The organism is Variovorax paradoxus, from assembly GCF_009498455.1.
Classification (GTDB): Bacteria; Pseudomonadota; Gammaproteobacteria; order Burkholderiales; family Burkholderiaceae_C; genus Variovorax; species Variovorax paradoxus_H.
On the sequence record NZ_CP045644.1, the window covers coordinates 2,783,645 to 2,801,582 of the forward strand.

15 protein-coding genes are annotated in these 17,938 nt (G+C 68.0%); 11 read left to right on the forward strand and 4 right to left on the reverse strand.

The window, feature by feature from the left end:
• Nucleotides 1-13 precede the first annotated feature (13 nt).
• From GFK26_RS12755 to GFK26_RS12770, 4 genes are all read left to right on the forward strand, one after another.
• A complete protein-coding gene (locus tag GFK26_RS12755; RefSeq protein ID WP_153282279.1) occupies nt 14-1,618 on the forward strand; it encodes an FGGY-family carbohydrate kinase in 1,605 nt (534 codons plus the stop codon).
• Complete coding sequence (locus GFK26_RS12760) at nt 1,615-3,357, forward strand: glycerol-3-phosphate dehydrogenase/oxidase (protein ID WP_228121995.1); 1,743 nt, start codon at nt 1,615-1,617, stop codon at nt 3,355-3,357. Before GFK26_RS12755 ends, GFK26_RS12760 begins: the two co-directional genes overlap by 4 nt.
• A gap of 66 nt (nt 3,358-3,423) precedes the next feature.
• The gene (dhaL, locus tag GFK26_RS12765; protein WP_153282280.1) at nt 3,424-5,202 is read left to right on the forward strand and encodes a dihydroxyacetone kinase subunit DhaL; all 1,779 of its coding nucleotides are present in this window, start codon (nt 3,424-3,426) and stop codon (nt 5,200-5,202) included.
• 33 nt (nt 5,203-5,235) lie between these two features.
• Nucleotides 5,236-5,934, forward strand: coding sequence for an HAD family hydrolase (locus tag GFK26_RS12770; RefSeq protein ID WP_153282281.1), 699 nt, complete (start codon nt 5,236-5,238; stop codon nt 5,932-5,934).
• Nucleotides 5,935-5,945: 11 nt separating this feature from the next.
• Here GFK26_RS12770 and GFK26_RS12775 read toward each other — a convergent pair whose 3' ends face one another.
• Nucleotides 5,946-6,860 carry an alpha/beta fold hydrolase gene (locus GFK26_RS12775; RefSeq protein ID WP_153282282.1) on the reverse strand — a complete coding sequence of 305 codons (915 nt, stop codon included), beginning with the start codon at nt 6,858-6,860 and terminating at the stop codon, nt 5,946-5,948.
• A 299-nt stretch (nt 6,861-7,159) separates the two neighbouring features.
• On the opposite strand from GFK26_RS12775, the gene GFK26_RS12780 reads away from it, so the two are divergent.
• The 7 genes from GFK26_RS12780 to GFK26_RS12810 all read left to right on the forward strand — a co-directional run bounded on the left by GFK26_RS12780 (nt 7,160) and on the right by GFK26_RS12810 (nt 15,701).
• Nucleotides 7,160-8,200, forward strand: coding sequence for an AraC family transcriptional regulator (locus tag GFK26_RS12780; RefSeq protein WP_153282283.1), 1,041 nt, complete (start codon nt 7,160-7,162; stop codon nt 8,198-8,200).
• 543 nt (nt 8,201-8,743) lie between these two features.
• Complete coding sequence (locus GFK26_RS12785) at nt 8,744-9,523, forward strand: esterase/lipase family protein (protein WP_153282284.1); 780 nt, start codon at nt 8,744-8,746, stop codon at nt 9,521-9,523.
• 52 nt (nt 9,524-9,575) lie between these two features.
• Nucleotides 9,576-11,288 carry a long-chain-fatty-acid--CoA ligase gene (locus GFK26_RS12790; RefSeq protein ID WP_153282285.1) on the forward strand — a complete coding sequence of 571 codons (1,713 nt, stop codon included), beginning with the start codon at nt 9,576-9,578 and terminating at the stop codon, nt 11,286-11,288.
• Between the two features lie 43 nt (nt 11,289-11,331).
• A complete protein-coding gene (locus GFK26_RS12795) occupies nt 11,332-12,951 on the forward strand; it encodes a wax ester/triacylglycerol synthase family O-acyltransferase (protein WP_153282286.1) in 1,620 nt (539 codons plus the stop codon).
• Nucleotides 12,952-13,002: 51 nt separating this feature from the next.
• Nucleotides 13,003-14,343 (forward strand): MFS transporter, encoded by a 1,341-nt coding sequence (locus GFK26_RS12800; protein ID WP_153282287.1) that lies wholly within the window; start codon nt 13,003-13,005, stop codon nt 14,341-14,343.
• Nucleotides 14,344-14,386: 43 nt separating this feature from the next.
• Entirely contained in the window at nt 14,387-14,836 is a 450-nt protein-coding gene (gene phaP / locus GFK26_RS12805) for a TIGR01841 family phasin (RefSeq protein ID WP_153282288.1), read from the forward strand.
• Between the two features lie 169 nt (nt 14,837-15,005).
• Nucleotides 15,006-15,701, forward strand: coding sequence for a peptidoglycan DD-metalloendopeptidase family protein (locus GFK26_RS12810; protein ID WP_228121996.1), 696 nt, complete (start codon nt 15,006-15,008; stop codon nt 15,699-15,701).
• A gap of 17 nt (nt 15,702-15,718) precedes the next feature.
• On the opposite strand, the gene GFK26_RS12815 is transcribed toward GFK26_RS12810, so the two are convergent.
• From GFK26_RS12815 to GFK26_RS12825, 3 genes are all read right to left on the reverse strand, one after another.
• Nucleotides 15,719-16,561 (reverse strand): winged helix-turn-helix transcriptional regulator, encoded by an 843-nt coding sequence (locus tag GFK26_RS12815; protein ID WP_153282290.1) that lies wholly within the window; start codon nt 16,559-16,561, stop codon nt 15,719-15,721.
• A gap of 84 nt (nt 16,562-16,645) precedes the next feature.
• Nucleotides 16,646-16,903, reverse strand: coding sequence for a hypothetical protein (locus tag GFK26_RS12820; protein WP_153282291.1), 258 nt, complete (start codon nt 16,901-16,903; stop codon nt 16,646-16,648).
• A gap of 399 nt (nt 16,904-17,302) precedes the next feature.
• Entirely contained in the window at nt 17,303-17,632 is a 330-nt protein-coding gene (locus tag GFK26_RS12825) for a hypothetical protein (RefSeq protein WP_194274076.1), read from the reverse strand.
• Nucleotides 17,633-17,938 lie beyond the last annotated feature (306 nt).

The window sequence follows — 17,938 nt, forward strand, 5'->3', positions numbered from 1 at the left end:
GGTACTGACGCGCATGGCAGGTGATCTCATCATCGGCGTGGACGCTGGCACGTCGGTCATCAAGGCGGTGGCCTTCGACCTGCAGGGGCGGCAGGTGGCGGTAGCCAGCACGCCGAATCGCGTGCTCGTCGGCCCGGAAGGCGCGGCCGAACAGGATCTCGACGGTACCTGGGCCGACACGGCCGCCACCCTGCGCGTGCTGGGCGAGCGCGTCCCCGACCTGGCGGCACGCACGGTGGCCCTGGCGGCCACCGGCCAGGGCGACGGTACCTGGCTCGTCGATGCCGAGGGCCGTCCGGTCGGGCCCGCGATGCTGTGGCTCGACGCACGCGCCAGCCGGCACGTGCAGGCGCTGCGCGAGACGCCGGCCTCGCGGCTCATCGCCGCGCGCACCGGCAATGCACTCAACCCGTCGATGCAAAGCGGCCAGCTGCTGTGGCTGCAGGCGCATCAACCCGAGCGCCTGGCGCGGGCCGCATCGGCGATGCACTGCAAGGATTGGTTGTTCTTCAAGGCCACCGGCGTCCGCGCGACCAGCCCTTGCGAAGGCGTCTACACCTTCGGCAACTTCAAGAGCCTGGCCTACGACGACGAGACCTTGGCGCTGCTCGGCCTGACGGCGATGAAGCACCTCTTGCCGTCGATCGTCGACGGCACCCAAAGCCATGCACTCCTGACCCGCAGCGCCGCCGCCGAGACCGGACTGCGCGAAGGCCTGCCCGTCGTGCTGCCGCTGATGGACGTGCCGCTGTGCGTGCTCGGCGCCGGCGGTGTGGCGTTCGATGCGCAGGGCGCGCTCAGGCATGTCGGTTGCTCGGTGCTGGGCAGCACCGGCATGCACGGCTGGGTGACCGACAACGTGGCGGCCATCGAGCCGAGTGCCGAGGCCGGCTACACCATCGCGATGCCTTCGCCGGGCCTGCGCGTGCGCCTGGTCTCGCACATGGCGGCGACGCTGAACATCGACTGGCTGGTCCGGCTGCTCGGCAGCGCTGCCGAACTTGCTGGCGGCACGGCGCTGCCGCGTGCGCAGATGCTGGAGCGGCTCGACGCGCTGGTGCTGTCCACCGCGCCGGCACAGGCCGTCTACCACCCCTACATTGCCGAGAGCGGCGAGCGCGGGCCTTTCGTCGACGCGAATGCGCGTGCGCAACTCAGCGGCTTCAGCGCCACGCTCGGCGTGGCCGGCCTCGCACGGTCGGTCTTCGAAGGCATTGCACTGGCCACCCGCGACTGCTACGCCGCACTCGGCCCACTGCCGGAAGAGATCCGGCTGTCCGGCGGCGCCGCGCGCAGCGTGGCGTTGCGGCAGATGGTCGCGTCGGTCACCGGGCGCCCGGTGCGCGTGTCGCACCGCGAGGAGTGCGGTGCCGCGGGCGCGGCCATCATGGCGGCCCTCTCGATCGACAGCCACGCCAGCATCCACCAGATGCTGCCGCAATGGGTCGATGCCTACCTCGACGAGGGCGTCGCCGTGCCCGACCCGCAGGAGACCACGCTCTACGACCAGATCTACCAGCAGTACCACGAGACTGCGCAACGGACGCGGGCCTCATGGGGTGCACTGGCCGACAGCCGGCGCGCCCACCTCGACGCCACGGCCCAGGAGATGCGATGAGCAGCGACTTCACCGCGTCCGCTGCGTCGGCGCGGGCCCTCATGCAGGCCGACGCCACTTGGCTGAACCCCGCGCAGCGACAGCGCGACCTGGCCGAGGCCTCGCGCAGCGTGGCCGACGTGCTCGTGATCGGTGCAGGCGTGACCGGCGCGGGCGCTGCGCTCGATGCCGCCGCGCGCGGACTCTCGGTGGTGTTGGTCGATGCGGGCGACATCGCCGTCGGCACTTCGTCGCGCTCGGGCAAGACCTTTCACGGGGGATTGCGTTACCTCGAGCAGCTCAACTTCAAGCTCGTCGCCCACGCCATCGAGGAGCGCGACCTGATGGTCAAGATCCTGTGCCCGCACATCGCCCGTCCGGAGTCCTTCCTCTACCCGCTCACCCGCGCCTGGTGGGAACGTCCCTATGTCGGCGCCGGCGTTCTGCTCTACGACCTCTTCGGCATGAAGGGCGGTGCGGTCCCGCGCCAGCGCCACTTCGGCCGGGCCGCGCTCAAGCGGCACATTCCGTCGATCGACGAACAGCGCGTGGTCGGTGGCGTCCAGTTCCACGACGCGCTGATGGACGACGCGCGCCACACGCTCGCCGTCGTGCGCACGGCGGCCGGCCGTGGTGCCAAGGTCATCACCCGGGCGCCCGTGGCCGAATTCATCAAGGACGGCGAACGTGTCGCAGGCGTTGTCGTGCAAGACCGGTTGACCGGCGAACGGCATCGCCTGGCTGCGCGCGCGGTGGTCAGCGCCACCGGAATTTGGGCCGACGAGATCCAGCAGCGGGCAGGTGCCAACACCTTCAAGGTGCAGCCCGCCAAGGGCGTGCACATCCTGTTGCGACCGGAAGCGCTGCAGTCCGACACCGGCATCCTCGCCCGCGCCACCGACTCCGTCATCATCGCCCGCCGCTGGTACGGCTACTGGCTGGTCGGCACCACCGACACCCCGTGGAACGGCGACAAGTCGCAGCCGGTCGCCGAAGCGGCCGATGTCGACTATCTGCTCGACAACCTCAACGCCTACCTCGAACGCAAGGTGAGCCGTGCCGATGTGCTCGGCACCTTCGCGGGCCTGCGTCCGCTGCTGAAGTCGGTCGGCGCCACCGACTCGACGTCGGCGCTGCTGCGCGACCACGCGGTGATCGACGGGCCGCCCGGCCTGACCACCGTCGTCGGCGGCAAGTACACGACGTACCGCCGCATGGCGGCCGATGCGGTCGATGCCGCCGTGAAACCGCTGGGCGTGAGCACCCCGTCGTCGACAGCCGCACTGCCGCTGGTGGGGGCCACGAACTGGTCGGCCGTGCGCGACAGTGCGGGCGACCTGGCGCGGCACTTCGACATGCGCGCTGCCGATGCGGGCCGTCTGCTGCAACGTCATGGCGACCGGGTGCGTGACCTCATGGCGTTGGCCGAATCCGCTCCCGCGCTGCGCGCGACCTTGCCCGGTGCGCCGCAGTACCTGGTGGCCGAACTCGTGCATGCGGTCGTTGCCGAGGGCGCGCTGTCGCTGACCGATGTGATGACGCGGCGCACGCATTTGTCGATCGAACTCGCCGATGGCGGGCTGGCCCTGGCCCCCTTCGTCGCCGAGTGCATCGCGCCGTACCTCGGCTGGTCGACCGACGAAACCCGCCGACAGATCGCCGCCTACGGTGAACTCATCGTGGCGGAACGTGAGGCACTGAACCGCAGCGGCGCCGCACCACAGGCCGTGGCGCCTGTCCCCGTCGCCGAGCCCTTGTAGCGCCATCCATTCGCGCGAATCCCACGGGTCGCTTGCGGCCCCGACCTTACCCAGGAGACCTGTCCCATGCCCATGAACCGTGTCATCAACAACCCCGACCTCGTCGTCGAGGACATGCTCGGGGGCTGGTTGCTGGCCCACACCGACAGCGTCGCCGTGCTGCCCGGCAACCCGCGCGTCGTCAAGCGCGCCCGGGCGCCCGAGCGCGGCAAGGTCGGCGTCGTCACCGGCGGCGGCTCGGGGCATGAGCCGGCCTTCCTCGGCTATGTGGGCGATGGCATGGTCGATGCCGTGGCGGTCGGAGAAATCTTCTCCTCGCCCACGGCCAAGAGCTTTCTCGATGCGATCCGCACCGCGGACGGCGGCGCGGGCGTGGCCTGCCTCTACGGCAATTACGCCGGCGACAACATGAACGTCGGCATGGCCCGCCAGATGGCCGAGCGTGAGGGCATCGTGGTCAAGACCGTGGTCGCCAACGACGACGTGCCGTCGGCCGCCAAGGGCGACGAGGCGCGGCGCCGCGGTGTCGCGGGCGAAATCTTCATGTGGAAGGTCGGCGCCGCCAAGGCCGCGCTCGGCGGCTCGCTCGACGAAGTGATCGCCGCGGCGCAGAAGGCCATCGGCAACACGCGCAGCATCGGTGTGGGTTTGTCCGCCTGCGTGATCCCGGCCGTCGGCAAGGCCAACTTCCACATCGAGCCGGGCACGATGGAAGTCGGCATCGGCCACCACGGCGAACCGGGCATCGACGTGCGCGCCACGGCAACCGCGGCCGAGATGGCGCAGCTCATGCTCGACGTCGTGCTGCCCGACCTGCCATTCGGCGCGGGCGACCGGGTGGCGGTGCTGATCTCGGGGCTCGGCGCGACGCCGGTGATGGAGCTGTACATCCTCTACGGAGAGATTGCGCAGCGTCTTGGGGCCAAGGGCATCACGGTGGCGTTCAACCAGGTCGGCAACCTTTTCACCTCGCTCGAGATGATGGGCGTGACGCTCACCGTCATGAAGCTCGACGACGAGCTCGAAACCTGCCTGAAGCACCCGTGCCGCAGCGTGGGCTTGAGCGTCCCCGGCGACGCGGCGAACGCGCGCACCTACAGCGGGAGCGTTCACGCGGCCACGCCCGCCGCCGCAGCGGCGGCGGCAGCAGCAGCCCCCGAAGGTGCCGGCGCGGCTCCGCGGACCGTCCATGGCCCGACGGTGGTCCTCGCGGACGCAGGCGGCGTGGTGCGCGACCTGATCGACGTCATCGTCGCCAACCGGCAGTACCTGAGCGAGATCGACGGCCTGATCGGCGACGGCGACCACGGCATCAACATGGCCAAGGGCTTCACAGGCTGCGGCACACGGCTCGACGGGCTGGGACCGATGGCAGACTCGCTGCCGCTCGCGTTCGAGCAGCTCTCGCAGGCGCTGATGGACGACATCGGCGGATCGATGGGGCCGCTGTATGGCAATTTCTTCCTCGGCTTTTTCGACACGTTGGCACCGCACGCCCGCCTCGATGCGGCGCTGTTCGGCGATGCGCTGGCGGTGGCCGTCGCCAACGTGCAGGCCATGGGCAGCGCGCAGGTCGGCGACAAGACCCTGATCGACACGCTGGTGCCGGCGCGCGATGCCTACCGCGCCGTGCTCGCCGGGGGCGGTGGCTTTGCGGCCTGCCTGTCGGTGATGAGCGCTGCGGCCCAGCAGGGACGCGACGCCACCAAGGACCTGCAGGCCCGCATCGGCCGTTCGGCGCGGCTGGGCGCACGTTCGATCGGCGTGCTCGACGCGGGCGCCACCTCGTGCTGCCTGATCCTGCAGACGCTGGCGGCGTCGCTGCAGCGCCAACTGGCCCGCTGAACCCCGATCACTTTCAACGAGGAAACCCTTCTCATGACTTCCATCCAGGCCGTCGTCTTCGACATGGACGGCATCCTCATCGACTCCGAAGTGCTCTGGCGCCAAGCGCGCGAGGAGTTCGCCGCCGACCACGGCATGACCTGGAGCGCCGAGGACCAGGAATCGACCATGGGCTGCAACACCCGCATGTGGTCGCGCCTCATGGTCGAGCGGCTCGACCTGCGCGCCAGGCTCGGCATGGACGAGGCCGCGATCGCCCGCGAAATCAAAGGCCGGTTGCTGGCGAAGTACGAGACGCACCTGCCCGAGCGTGAAGGTGCGATCGCTGCGGTGCGGCTGGCGGCGACCCGGTACAAGGTCGCGCTGGCCTCCGGCTCGCCGAACGAGTTGGCCGCACATGTGATGAAGGTGACGGGCCTGGACAAGGTGTTTCTTGCCGCGACCTATGGCGACGATGTGGCGCACGGCAAGCCCGCCCCCGACATCTACCTCGATGTTCTGAAGAAGATCGGCGTGAAACCCGAGCACGCTGTCGGCGTTGAAGACTCCGGCAACGGCATCCGTTCGCTGCGCGCGGCCGGCATGGGCATCATCGCGGCGCCGGGACCTGAGTTTCCGCTCACCGATGAGGTGCTCGGCCTGGCCGACGTGCGCATCGTGGAGATGACGGCGTTCGATCTCGACCTGGTGGAGCGCGCCAGCGCAGCCCACATGGTCAGACAGCAGCGCTGAGCCTGCTGCAATCAGCGGCCCGCGACCGCGTGCCCCGCAATCGCATCGATCACCGGCCCCCACGTCACCTTCGGCAGCGCGTGCCCCATGCCCTCGATGGTCACCATCTTTGCACCGGGCACGTGCCGCGCCACGTCCTTCCCGCACTCGATCGGCACCAGCGGATCGGCATCGCCATGGATCACCAGCGTCGGCACCTTCAGCGACGCGAGCCGCTCCCGGCGGCTGCCTGACGCGATGATCGCCGCGAGCTGGCGCGCGTAGCCGGCCGGGTGCAGGCCGCGCTCGAACGTGCGTTCCGCGCGTGCGGCGTCGAGTGCTTCTTCGTCCGGATGCGAGCCGGCGCGCAGCACCTTCATCACTTGCTGCTGGCGCGCGATGTAGCCGGCGCGGTCCAGCGGCGTGGGTGTGAGCAGCACCTGCAGCGCCTGGGGCTGCGGCGGTGGCAGGTCGGGTGCGCCGCTCGTTGCCATGATCGACACCAGCGTGCGCACGCGCGCCGGATGGCGCAGCGCGATCTCCTGGCCGATGGCGCCGCCCATCGAGGCGCCGACGATGTGGGCACTTTCCATGTCGAGCGCATCGAGCAGGCCGACGGCATCGTCGGCCATGTCGGCCAGCGTGTACGGCACCTGCGACGCACTCACGGGCACGCCGGCCAGCGCCTGCCCCAGCAGCTTCGCCACGTCGGGAATACCCGCAAAGCTCAGGCGCGTGGACAGCCCGATGTCGCGGTTGTCAAAACGGATGACGCGGTAGCCGCGCGCGGCCAGGCGTTCGCAAAAGGCTTCGTCCCACGCAATCATCTGCGTGCCCAGGCCCATGATCAACAGCAGCGGCGGCGCGGCCGGATCGCCGAAGCAGTCATACGCCAGCTCGATGCCGTTGGACGAAGCGAACAGGGTGGAGGCGAGGTCGCGGTGCATGGTGCGTGGAGATGAAAAGGAAGGGGAGAGAAAGGAAGAGAAGCGAAAGGCAACCGTCGCGCGTTGCGCTTTGCGCCCTGTGGCCGGGCCGGTGGTTCGCCGACGATCTTTCCGTGGCGTGCCGCAGCGAGAAAGGTTCGTTCAGACCATCCGCGAGTGACTTCGGGACAATTTCGCACCATCGGGAAACTCCGAGTCTGCACGCGCAGAACGCTTCGATATCCTGCGACGACCTTGGAGTGCGAAGCCAGTGGCGGCCTCGCAATCGAAGGCACGTGTTCTGAAGGGATTGAATCGCCGTGCATCGTTCGCCACCCGACTTCGCGTCACGCGTCTACGGACCCCAGCGCGTCGCAGCCATCGTCGCCACCCTGGTCGAAGAAGGCATCACACCGGGACACACCCTGAGCGGAAGCGGCCTGACGGAAGAACAACTGCGCGCACCCGCGACGCGGATTTCCTACGAGCAAGCGGCCATCGTCTTCCGCAACGCGGTGCGTCTTGCGCCCGGCCCGACCATCGCCTTCCGCGCGGGCATCCGCATGCACCTCACGGCCTACGGCATGTACGGCTACGGGTTGCTGAGCAGTCCCACGCACGCCGACCTGATGGACTTCAGCATCAAGTACAACCGTGTCATGGGCCCCGTGGCCGGGCCGGTGTCGTACGCGTGCAGCGGTGGCACCGCGGTGCTGCCCTACGAGGTGCTGCTGTCGTCCGATCCGCAAGACCCGCTGTACCGCTTCGCGCTCGAGTTCGCCTTTGCGGTGCACCTGCGGCTGGGCCGCGATCTCTTCGGTCCTTCGTTCGGGCTCTGTGCATTGCACGTGCGCTTTGCCGAGCCCGAAGACCTGAGCGCCTACCGCACGCTGTTCGGCTGCCCCGTGGCCTTCGGCCAGCCGCGCGACGAGCTGCGCATCGGCTCGCCGTGGGTCGACCATCCGCCGCGGCTGCCCGACTCGGTCACGCATGCGATGGTGAGCGAGATGTGCCAGCAGGTGCTGGCCGACCTGCCGCGCTCGGGCGGTGTTTCGTCGGTGGTGCGGCGCACGCTGATCGACCACATGCCGTGGCGCTTTCCGACCATCGAGCCGATGGCCTCGGAGCTGTCGATCCATCCGCGCACCTTGCGCCGCCGGCTCGAAACCGAAGGCACGACCTACCGAGGCATCCTGGCCGATGTGCGTCGCGTGCTGGCCATCGAGTACCTGCGCACCACGCGCATGACCACCGAGGAAATCGCCGAGCGACTGGGCTACAGCGACGCCTCGAACTTCCGCCACGCATTCGTGCGATGGACCGGCCGCAGCCCGCAGGACTACCGCGCGGCGAAGGCCTGAGCTTCTTCGAGCGATGCCGCATAGGGCATCGCGAACTTCACTGCTGATCCACACGCGAGCGCGTTCGCATGTCTCGCATGTGGCTGTCGATCCACACCTCTGTGCGCAGGTGTGAGCCGTGCCTGCGCGTCGTTTCCACACGCGTCCCGAAATCACCGCGAAGTGGTCGCATCGCACCTTTTCTTGTCGACGTCGCCGCGAAAAGATGGCGCCCGGAGCAACCAGAACAAAGTGCCCGATCCGAGCCTCGCTGAAGGCGCGGACGAGGCCGACAGGAGACAGACCACACATGGATGCACCTCGCGCGTGCCGGCATGCCCGGCACGGACTGGACGTACGCGGCGGGTTCACCCCATGCATGCGAGCCGACTCACAGGCAGGGCGCCGCCGTTGCGCGTCGCCTGTTCCTCTTTTTTCCCCGACCTCGATCCTCTCTCGAACGACCGCCCGACCGGGTAGCCGTGTGCATCGCGACTGCACGTCGGGCTTTTTCTTCCTCTGTCTTTTTCTCCTTTTCCCTTTTCCTCCACTCCCGAGATGACCATGACCGAATCTTCTTCGATGGCCCCACCGTCCCGTCGCCTGCTGATGCTCGAGTGGCGCGCCGTGGCGGAGCTGTCCGCGTTCTTCACCATGGCCCCGATGCTGCGCATGGCGCCTTCAGGCGACGGACATCCCGTGCTCGTGCTGCCCGGCCTCTCGGCGAGCGATGCATCGACACAACCGCTGCGCGCCTTCCTGCGCGACCGCGGCTACCGCGCGCACGGATGGAAGCTCGGCCCCAACCTCGGCCCGCGCCCCGGCGTGGAAGACCGGATGCAGGCGCGCCTGGCCGAGCTGAACGAGCGCTACCAGCGCAAGGTGAGCATCGTCGGCTGGAGCCTGGGCGGCGTGTTCGCACGCGAGCTGGCACGGCGTGCGCCCTCGCAGGTGCGCAGCGTCATCACGCTGGGCAGTCCGTTCGCGGGCGAGCCGCGCGCGAGCAACGCGTGGCGGCTGTACGAAAGGGTGAGCGAGCGCAAGGTCGAGGACTGGCCCGAGCGCGAACGCATGCGCACGCCGCCGCCCGTGCCGGCCAGCGCCATCTACAGCCGCAGCGACGGCATCGTGGCCTGGCAGGGCTGCCGCGAACGCGAGACCGCGACCTCGGAAAACATCGAGGTCGAAGGCAGCCACTGCGGCCTCGGCCACAACCCCGTGGTGCTCTACGCCATTGCCGACCGGCTCGCACAGCCCGAAGGCGAATGGAAGCCCTTCCGCCGCGAAGGCCTGCGCCGCCTGCTGTACCTCGACCCGCACCGCGACGTGCGCAAGGCCGCCTGACGCGCCGCATCACCAATTGACTCAGTCACTCACTCACTTCCTGGAGACGCACATGAACAGCAAGCCCTGGCTGGCTTCCTACCCCGAAGGCGTGGCGTGGGACCACGAGATCACGCCCACCTCGGTCCAGCAGATATTGACCGACGCCGTGGCCGGCTTCCCCGACCGGCCGGCCATCGACTTCATGGGCAAGCGCCTGAACTACCGCGAGCTCGGCGCGCTGGTCGATCGCGCCGCCAAGGGGCTGCAGGCGCTTGGCGTGCGCCCCGGCGTGCACGTCGGCCTCTTCTTGCCGAACACGCCGCACTACCTGGTCGCGCTGTTCGGCGTGCTGCAGGCGGGCGGCACGGTGGTCAACTACTCGCCGCTCGATGCGGCCAAAGTGCTCGAGCACAAGATCGAGGACAGCCAGACCGATTTCCTCATCACGCTCGACCTGGCGTCGCTGTACCCGCAGATGGCCGCCATGCTCGGCACCACGCGGCTGAAGAAGCTCATCGTCGGCAACCTCGCCGAGATGACGGGTGCACCCGAGCAGGTGGCCGCGCAGATGAAGGCGAAGAACGAAACGGTCGAGATCTCCGGCGACGAGCACCACCTGCGTTTTTCCGAGCTGCTCGACAACGACGGCCGCTACACGCCGCACCCGCTCGGCGATCCGCGCGAGGCGCTGGCCATCCTGCAGTACACGGGCGGCACCACCGGCCTGCCCAAGGGCGCGATGCTCACGCATGCCAACCTGTCGTCGGCCTGCGAGCAGGTGGTGATCACGCAGTCGGGCACGCCGCCCGTGCTGCAGAGGGGCACCGAGCGGCTGCTCGCGGTGCTGCCGCCGTTTCACATCTACGCGCTCACGGTCAACCTGCTGCTCGGTGTGCGCCTGGCCGCCGAGATCGTGCAGCACCTGCGCTTCGATCCCAAGGCCGCGCTGCGCGACATCGCCGAGAAACAACTCACCACCTTCTGCGGCGTGCCCACCATGTTCACCGCGGTGATCGGCGACCCCGACACGCCGCAGTACGACCTGCACTCGCTCAAGCTGTGCAACTCGGGCGGCGCGCCGCTGCCGATGGAAGTCGGCGAGCGTTTCCGCGCCATCACCGGCACCTGGCTGGCCGAAGGCTGGGGCATGACCGAAACCTCGCCCACCGGCACCTTCTCGCCCGCGCACGGCCAGCGCAAGGCGGGCTCGTGCGGCATTCCACATCCGGGCGTCGTCATCAAGATGCTCGACCTCGAAGACCCATCGCGCTACGTGCCGCTGGGCGAGAAGGGCGAGCTGTGCATCCAGGGCCCCAACGTGATGAAGGGCTACTGGAACAAGCCCGAAGCCACGGCCGACAGCACCACCTTCGACGGCTTCTTTCGCACCGGCGACGTGGGCTACATGGACGACGACGGCTTCGTCTTCATCGTCGACCGCTGCAAGGACATGCTGCTGTGCAGCGGCTACAACGTCTATCCGCGCGTGCTCGAAGAAGCCATCTACCAGCACCCGGCGGTGAACGAGGTGGCGGTGATCGGCGTGCCCGACGAGTACCGCGGCCAGTCGCCCAAGGCCTTCGTGATGCTCAAGGCCGGCGCCGAGCCCTTCACGCTGGCGCAGCTGCAGGCCTTTCTGAAGGAGCGCGTGGGCAAGCACGAGATGGTGCAGGCCCTGGAGATCCGCACCGCGCTGCCGAAGACGGCGGTCGGCAAGCTCTCGAAGAAGGACCTCGTGGACGAAGAGCTGCGCCGGCAAGCCGTCGCCGCAGCCACGGCCTGAGCACGTCAATCCCCACATTCCAACCGACGAAAGAGGCCACGCCATGGACCACCTGAGCAGCATGGACGCGTCGTTCCTGCACCTTGAAACCCCCGAGACGCCGATGCACGTCGGCAGCCTCATGCTCCTGGACCTGCCCGAGGGCTACCGGGGCGACTACTACGAAGACGTGAAAGGCATGCTGGGCAAGCGGCTGCACCTGGCGTCGGTGCTCACGCGCAAGCTCGCGCAGATGCCTTTCGAGCTGGCCGAGCCGGTGTGGATCGACGACGACGACATCGACCTCGACTACCACGTGCGCAGCCTCACGCTGCGCCGTCCCGGCACCATGGAGCAGCTGCACCACCTCGTCGCGCGGCTGCATTCGAGCCTGCTCGACCGCAGCCGCCCGCTGTGGGAGATGTACGTCATCGAAGGCCTGGAGAACGGCCAGGTGGCCTTCTACACCAAGGCCCACCACAGCGGCGTCGACGGCAAGGCCGGCACCGAGCTGGCCAAGGTGCTCTACGACACCACGGCGCAGATGCGCGAGGTGCGGCCCGCGCGCCGCAAGCGCGGCGGCGGAAGCCACTACCAGCTCGGCGTGGCCGAACTGCTGCAGGCGGCGGTGTCCAACTCGGCGCGCCAGTACCGCAAGCTCGCCGAGCTGCTTCCGGCCGCCGCGCGCGCGCTCACGGCGGCCGGCAGCGTGCTCGCGAGCCAGCAGACCGGCAAGGGCCAGCGCCGCCTCAGCCTGGGCATGGCGCCCAAGAGCATGTTCAACGACGCCATCACCAACCAGCGCTCGTACAGCACGATGTCGCTGCCCTTCGACGAACTGAAGGCGCTGGGCAAGCGCGTGGGCGGCACCGTCAACACCATCGTGATGGCGATGTGCAGCGAGGCGCTGGCCCGCTTCCTGAAAGAGCGCAACCTGCTGCCGAAAGAAGCGCTGATCGCCGGCGTGCCCGTGAGCCTGCGCGCGGAGGGCGACGACTCGATGAACAACCAGGTGTCGATGGTGCGCGTCGACCTCGCGACCGACATCGGCGACGTGGCCGAGCGCTTCAAGGCGATCCATGCGTCGTCCGAAGCGGCCAAGGCCGTGGTGCGCGAGCTCAAGCCGGTGCTTGGCGTGGACATGCCGATCACCGGTTCGCCCTGGCTCATGACCAGCCTGGCCTCGCTGTACGGCCGTTCCAACCTCGCGCGCCGCGTGCCGCCCGCGGCCAACGTGCTGATCTCGAACGTGCCGGGCCCGGGCGCCACGCTCTACGTGGCGGGCGCGCGGATGATGCACTTCTACCCGGTCTCCATTCCGTACCACGGCAGTGCGCTGAACATCACCGTGCAGAGCTACGCGGGCTCGCTCGACTTCGGTCTCACGGCCTGTCGCCGCATCCTGTCGCAGGAAGAGTCGTACGAGCTGATCGGCCACCTGCGCGCGGCGCTGCGGCAGATCGAGCGGCTGCCGAGCATCGAGGCCGCGGCCCAGCCGGGGGTCGCGAAAGAGGTGCAGGCCGAGGTCGTGCCCGCCAAGGCCCCGCGCCGCGCGAAGGCGCCTGCGGCGGCCAAGCGACGTGCCGCCGCTGCGGCTGTCGCGCCCGCCAGCAAGAAGCCCCGCGCGCCACGCAAGCCGGCCGCCGCTGCCAAGGGAAAGCGCGCCGCCGCTGCTGCTGCCTAGCCTTCCCGACGATCCTTCATCGACCGACCGACCCCCAAAGGAAGCGAGACCATGACCCCCACTTCTGCGCAGGCCCCCGCCCGCGCGCCGTACAACGCGGCGGACGAGGCTTTGTTTTCGAAGGTCAGCTGGCACCTGCTGCCGCTGTTGATCCTCTGCTACATCGTCGCCTTCATCGACCGCATCAACATCGGCTTCGCGCAGCTGCAGATGAAGCAGACGCTGGCCTTCAGCAACGAGGCCTACGCGCTGGGCGCGGGCATCTTCTTCATTGGCTACTTTCTGTTCGAGGTGCCGAGCAACCTCATGCTCGAGAAGATCGGCGCGCGCAAGACGCTGCTGCGCATCATGTTCTGCTGGGGGCTCGTGGCCTCGGCCATGATGTTCGTGGAGACGACCACGCAGTTCTACGTGCTGCGCTTCCTGCTCGGTGCGTTCGAGGCGGGCTTCTTCCCGGGGATCATCCTGTACCTCACCTACTGGTACCCCTCGGCGCGGCGCTGCAAGGTGATCTCGATCTTCATGACGGCCACCGCCATCGGCTACCTGCTGGCCGGCCCGCTGTCGGGCTGGATCATGAAGTACATGAACGGCCTGGGCGGCCACCATGGCTGGCAATGGCTGTTCGTGGTGCAGGGCCTGCCGGCCTCGGTGCTGGGCATCGTCGCGTTCTTCTACCTGAAGGACAAGCCCGAGCAGGCCCACTGGCTCTCGCCTTCCGAGAAGCTCGCGCTGCGCCACCACCTGGACAACGAGCCGCATGCGGTGGAGACCGCGTCGCACGGCTCGTTCTGGGCGCTGCTGCGCGACCCCAAGGTGTTCACGATGGCCTTCGTGTACTTCCTGTTCCTGGGCGCCAACTACACGCTGGTGTTCCTGGTGCCGACGCTCATCAAGAACTGGGGCGTGGGCGACGTGTTCATGGTCGGCCTGTTGTCGGCCATTCCGGCGGTCTTCGGCGCCGTCGGCATGGTGTTCGTCGGGCGCAGCTCCGACAAGCACCTGGAGCGGCGCAAGCACTTCTTCTTCTGCGTGGCGCTGGCTTCGGCGGGCCTGCTGGTGGCCGTCTTCAGCGGCGGCAACCTGGTGCTGGCGCTGGCAGGGCTTGCGGTCATGAGCATCGGCCAGTCGGCCAACACGCCCATCTTCTTCGCGGCCATCAGCGAGTACCTGCCGCGCAAGTCGGCGGCCGGCGGCATTGCGCTGATCAGCAGTCTGGGCAACCTCGGGCCCGCCGTGATGCCGGTGATCACCGCGTGGATCACTACTGCCAGTGGCAGCTCGGACAACAGCATGTTCCTGGCGATCGGGCTGTGGCTGTCGTCCGGCGTGGTCCTGCTGCTCGTCATGCGGCCCGCCGCCGCGCGCCGCTCGCAGCTCGCGACGGCCTGATTTTTCTTTCCCGCTCTTTCATTCACCCAAGGAGATTCGATTCATGGCAACCCGCAAGACCGCAACCGACACCGCCTCTGTCTTCCCCACGGCGCTGCCGTCGATGGGAGATTTCAGCAAGCTGATCGAGCAGCTCAAGCTGCCCGGCGTGGACGTCGGCGCACTCGTGGAGTGGCAGCGCAAGGACATGGAAGCGCTGGCCGAGGCCAACCGGCAGGCCTACGAAGGCATCCAGTCGCTCGCACAGCGGCGCGGCGAAATCCTGCGCGACACGCTGGCCCAGTGGCAGGACGCACTGAAGGACGCCACCGGCACCGACGCCCTCTCCAGGCAGACCGAGGCCGCGCAGCGCGGCGTGCAGCAGGCCGTCGACAACTTCCGCGAACTGGCGCAGCTCGAAGCGCAGGCGCGCAACAACAGCTGGAAGGTGGTGCAGGATCGGTTGAACGAGAACATGGCGAACCTGCAGCAGCTGCTGCAGCCGAAAAAATAGGAACGAGGGGCCTGCGCCCGCGGACGCAATGTCCGCGCAACGACTGCTGGTAGCCTTGCCGCATTGTCCAGGCGCGCCTCGACCTGCGAGGTCGCGCGATCCGGACGATTCAGAAAGGACTCAGCGCGTGGTTGTGACAGGGAGAAGATGGGGCGCATGCGCCGCGTTGATGGCGGCATTGCTGGTGGGCGCATGCTCCACCACGCCGGGCACGCCGGTGGCGGGCCCCGGCGAATACGTCGTGCAGACGGGCGACACGCTCTACCGCATCGCGCAGCGGCACGGCCGCACGACGGCCGAGATCGCCCGCTGGAACCAGATCAAGGACCCCGACCAGCTCGAAGCCGGCCAGGTGCTGCGCGTGGTGCCGCCGGGCGGCGCCACATCGGCGGGTGCCACGCCCCCGCCGCGCAGCAGCAGCAGTGGCGGCGGCAATGCAGAAAAGGCCAAGCCCGCCCCCGCACCTCGCGAGCGCGACCCCGTGGTGCCGCCCGCGTCGCGGCGCAGCGACTGGGGCTGGCCGTCGCAGGGCGCGGTCATCGCCGGCTTCAACGGCAACAGCAACAAGGGCCTCGACATCGCCGGCAGCAGCGGCGAACCCGTGCATTCGATCGGCGCCGGCTCGGTGGCCGCGACCGAAACCATGCGCGGCTACGGCAGCGTGATCATGGTCGACCACGGCGGCTCCTACATGTCGATCTACACCAACGTGGGCAGCGTGGGCGTGAAGCAGGGCCAGCGCGTGCAGCGCGGCCAGAAGCTCGCCGAGATCGGCCCGGCAGAGGGCGGCCGCGCCAGGCTGCACTTCGAGATCCGCTACCGCGGCAAGGCGGTCGATCCGCGGCTGTACCTGCCGGCGAAGTAGGCCGGGGCCGCCGCAGGTCATCCGTCCGGGTACCTGTTCACGAAGAGCCGATAGCCGAAACCGCGGATGGACACCAGCGACACATCCTTGTTGCCCGTCATCTGCAGCAGCTTGCGCAGCCGGGTCATGTGGACATCGATCGTGCGGGTCTGGCCCAGGGGCCCCGGGTCGCCCCAGACCGCGCGCAGGAGCTCCTCGCGCGAGAACGCGCGGTTCGCGTGCCGGAACAGGAACAGCGCCAGCTCGAACTGTCGCGGCTGAAGGCGCGTGCCTTGTCCGTCGATGCTGACCATGCAGCCGACCGGATCGAACTCGAAGCGGCCAAAGCAGAAGACCTCCTTCGCCGCCTCGGCCCGGATTGCGAGCACGCGGAAGACGCGCACGACCAGCTCGCAGTCTTCGCACGGCATCAGCACGAAGTCGTCGGCGACCGCCGAGGTGACGACCTTGTCGCCGAGCAGCTGCTCCGGCCGCATCAACAGCAGCAGCGGCGTGGACTCGCCGGCCAGGCGCCGCAGGAACTTGGCTGCCGACCAGACCACATCGGGGCTGCCGTCGAGCGCAAGCAGCAGCAGGTCGAACTTCTCTCCGGCCGACAGCGCCTGCGCAAACTTCCTCAGGAACGAAAACTCCACGACCTCGTGGCCGGCTGCGCGCACGGCGCTGGCCACGAAGTGCCGGTCGGGGTCGGAGTGCTCCAGCACCGCGATGCGCTGCACGGCGGCGCCCGGCTTGCCGCTGCCATGGGCCGGGACTTCGAGGCTGCCGCTCGAGGGGCTCTCGCTGGCCCGGCCGCGCGCGGAAGGCGGGAGGGCACGGGGCTGGATCGGCCCGCGGCCTGCGCGCCGATGCCGCGGCATCGGCGTCGTCCTCGTGCACCCAGGCCCCGCGCAATGCGAGCGAAAACGCCGGGTGGCCCATGGGAAGGGGGATCACGGTGCGCATCAGCGGGCGGCGACGCGTGCGCCGGCAGGTTGCACGAACACGTTCGCCATCACGGTGGCGGTGCGGCCGGCTGCGTTGGTCGCCAGCACCTGGACCGTCTGCACGCCCGTCGACACCGTCGGCGGCGCGTCGTCGGCGCCACCGAGCGCGCGGTCGATGGTGAAGTGCGCGCGGCCCTGCACCGCCTGCTGTTCGATGGCGCCCGACAAAGCTGCGCCCAGCCGGCGCGCCAGCGCCGGTAGATGAAGGGTGGACATGACGGGGGCCTGGCCTCAGCGCGGACGCCGCATCCGGGCGGCGTGTCGGTCGCGCGGCGTGGCCCACGGGAGGCAAGGGAAAGATGCCGCGCTTGCCGGGTCGGACCGGGGCGGCCTTTCCTCAAGCGCCGCGGCGGCGCCCGGGAAAGCTCTGCGACTTTCGAACGTGGACAACTTGCTTCTCCCTGGACAGACATGTCGCGTGACGAATGCCGCGCTTCATTGATGGGTCTCGTGTTTTCTATTCGATCAAAAGTTGTGAATGGTTACGAGCGAGATTTCCAGGAGTGTGATTTTTTTCACATCCAAAGATGCAAAGAAGGATGGCGGCTGGAAATAACAAATCCAGCCACGCGAACGACCCATTTTTTGGTTTTTTTTTGGGCTGAATGCACCAGTTCAAAGAGTCCGCAGGTCGCGTTCGGTCTTGGATTTAATTGTTAATAAATCTATTTTAATTTGCGTGAAAAAGTTCCTGCCTGTCGCCTGAACTTCGCTTTCTCTCTTGGGGTGCGCTTTGCACAGGCTTTGGGAGTGCGCATCGGTTAGCACCATTTCTCCCTCTGACGGCATTGATTTCTTCATCGAACAATCTTTTTTAAGAGCTGGATTTAATTGGAAATAAATCGTTTTCAATTTCATTGATGCAACGGTGCAACGACCAGAAAGTCGTGGGTACGAAGGTTCTTTGTTTTTGTGAACTAGATCATCAATTGCGACGTATTGCATTTCCACAGCACCCCGGGAATTGCCGATTGCCCTAGAGTCCGCTCGCATCAAATGTGAACAACAGTCATCTCCGGAAGGGGCGGCCTGCCGGACCCAGACCGGTGGCACAACGCCGAAGTGGCGCTTCGGTCGGGCGTGTGGCCGCGAAGCCCGTCGGCCGGCCGCTGGACCGTAAAGCTGCGTGTTGATCACATTTCAGCCGCTTGGGCGCGACAAAAATCACGAAAGAAGGTGTGTGCTTCGTAACCAATCGCGAACGTGTTTCGAAATCGAAAGGCGAGCCGATCAGACCGCGCAAAGGTCGGC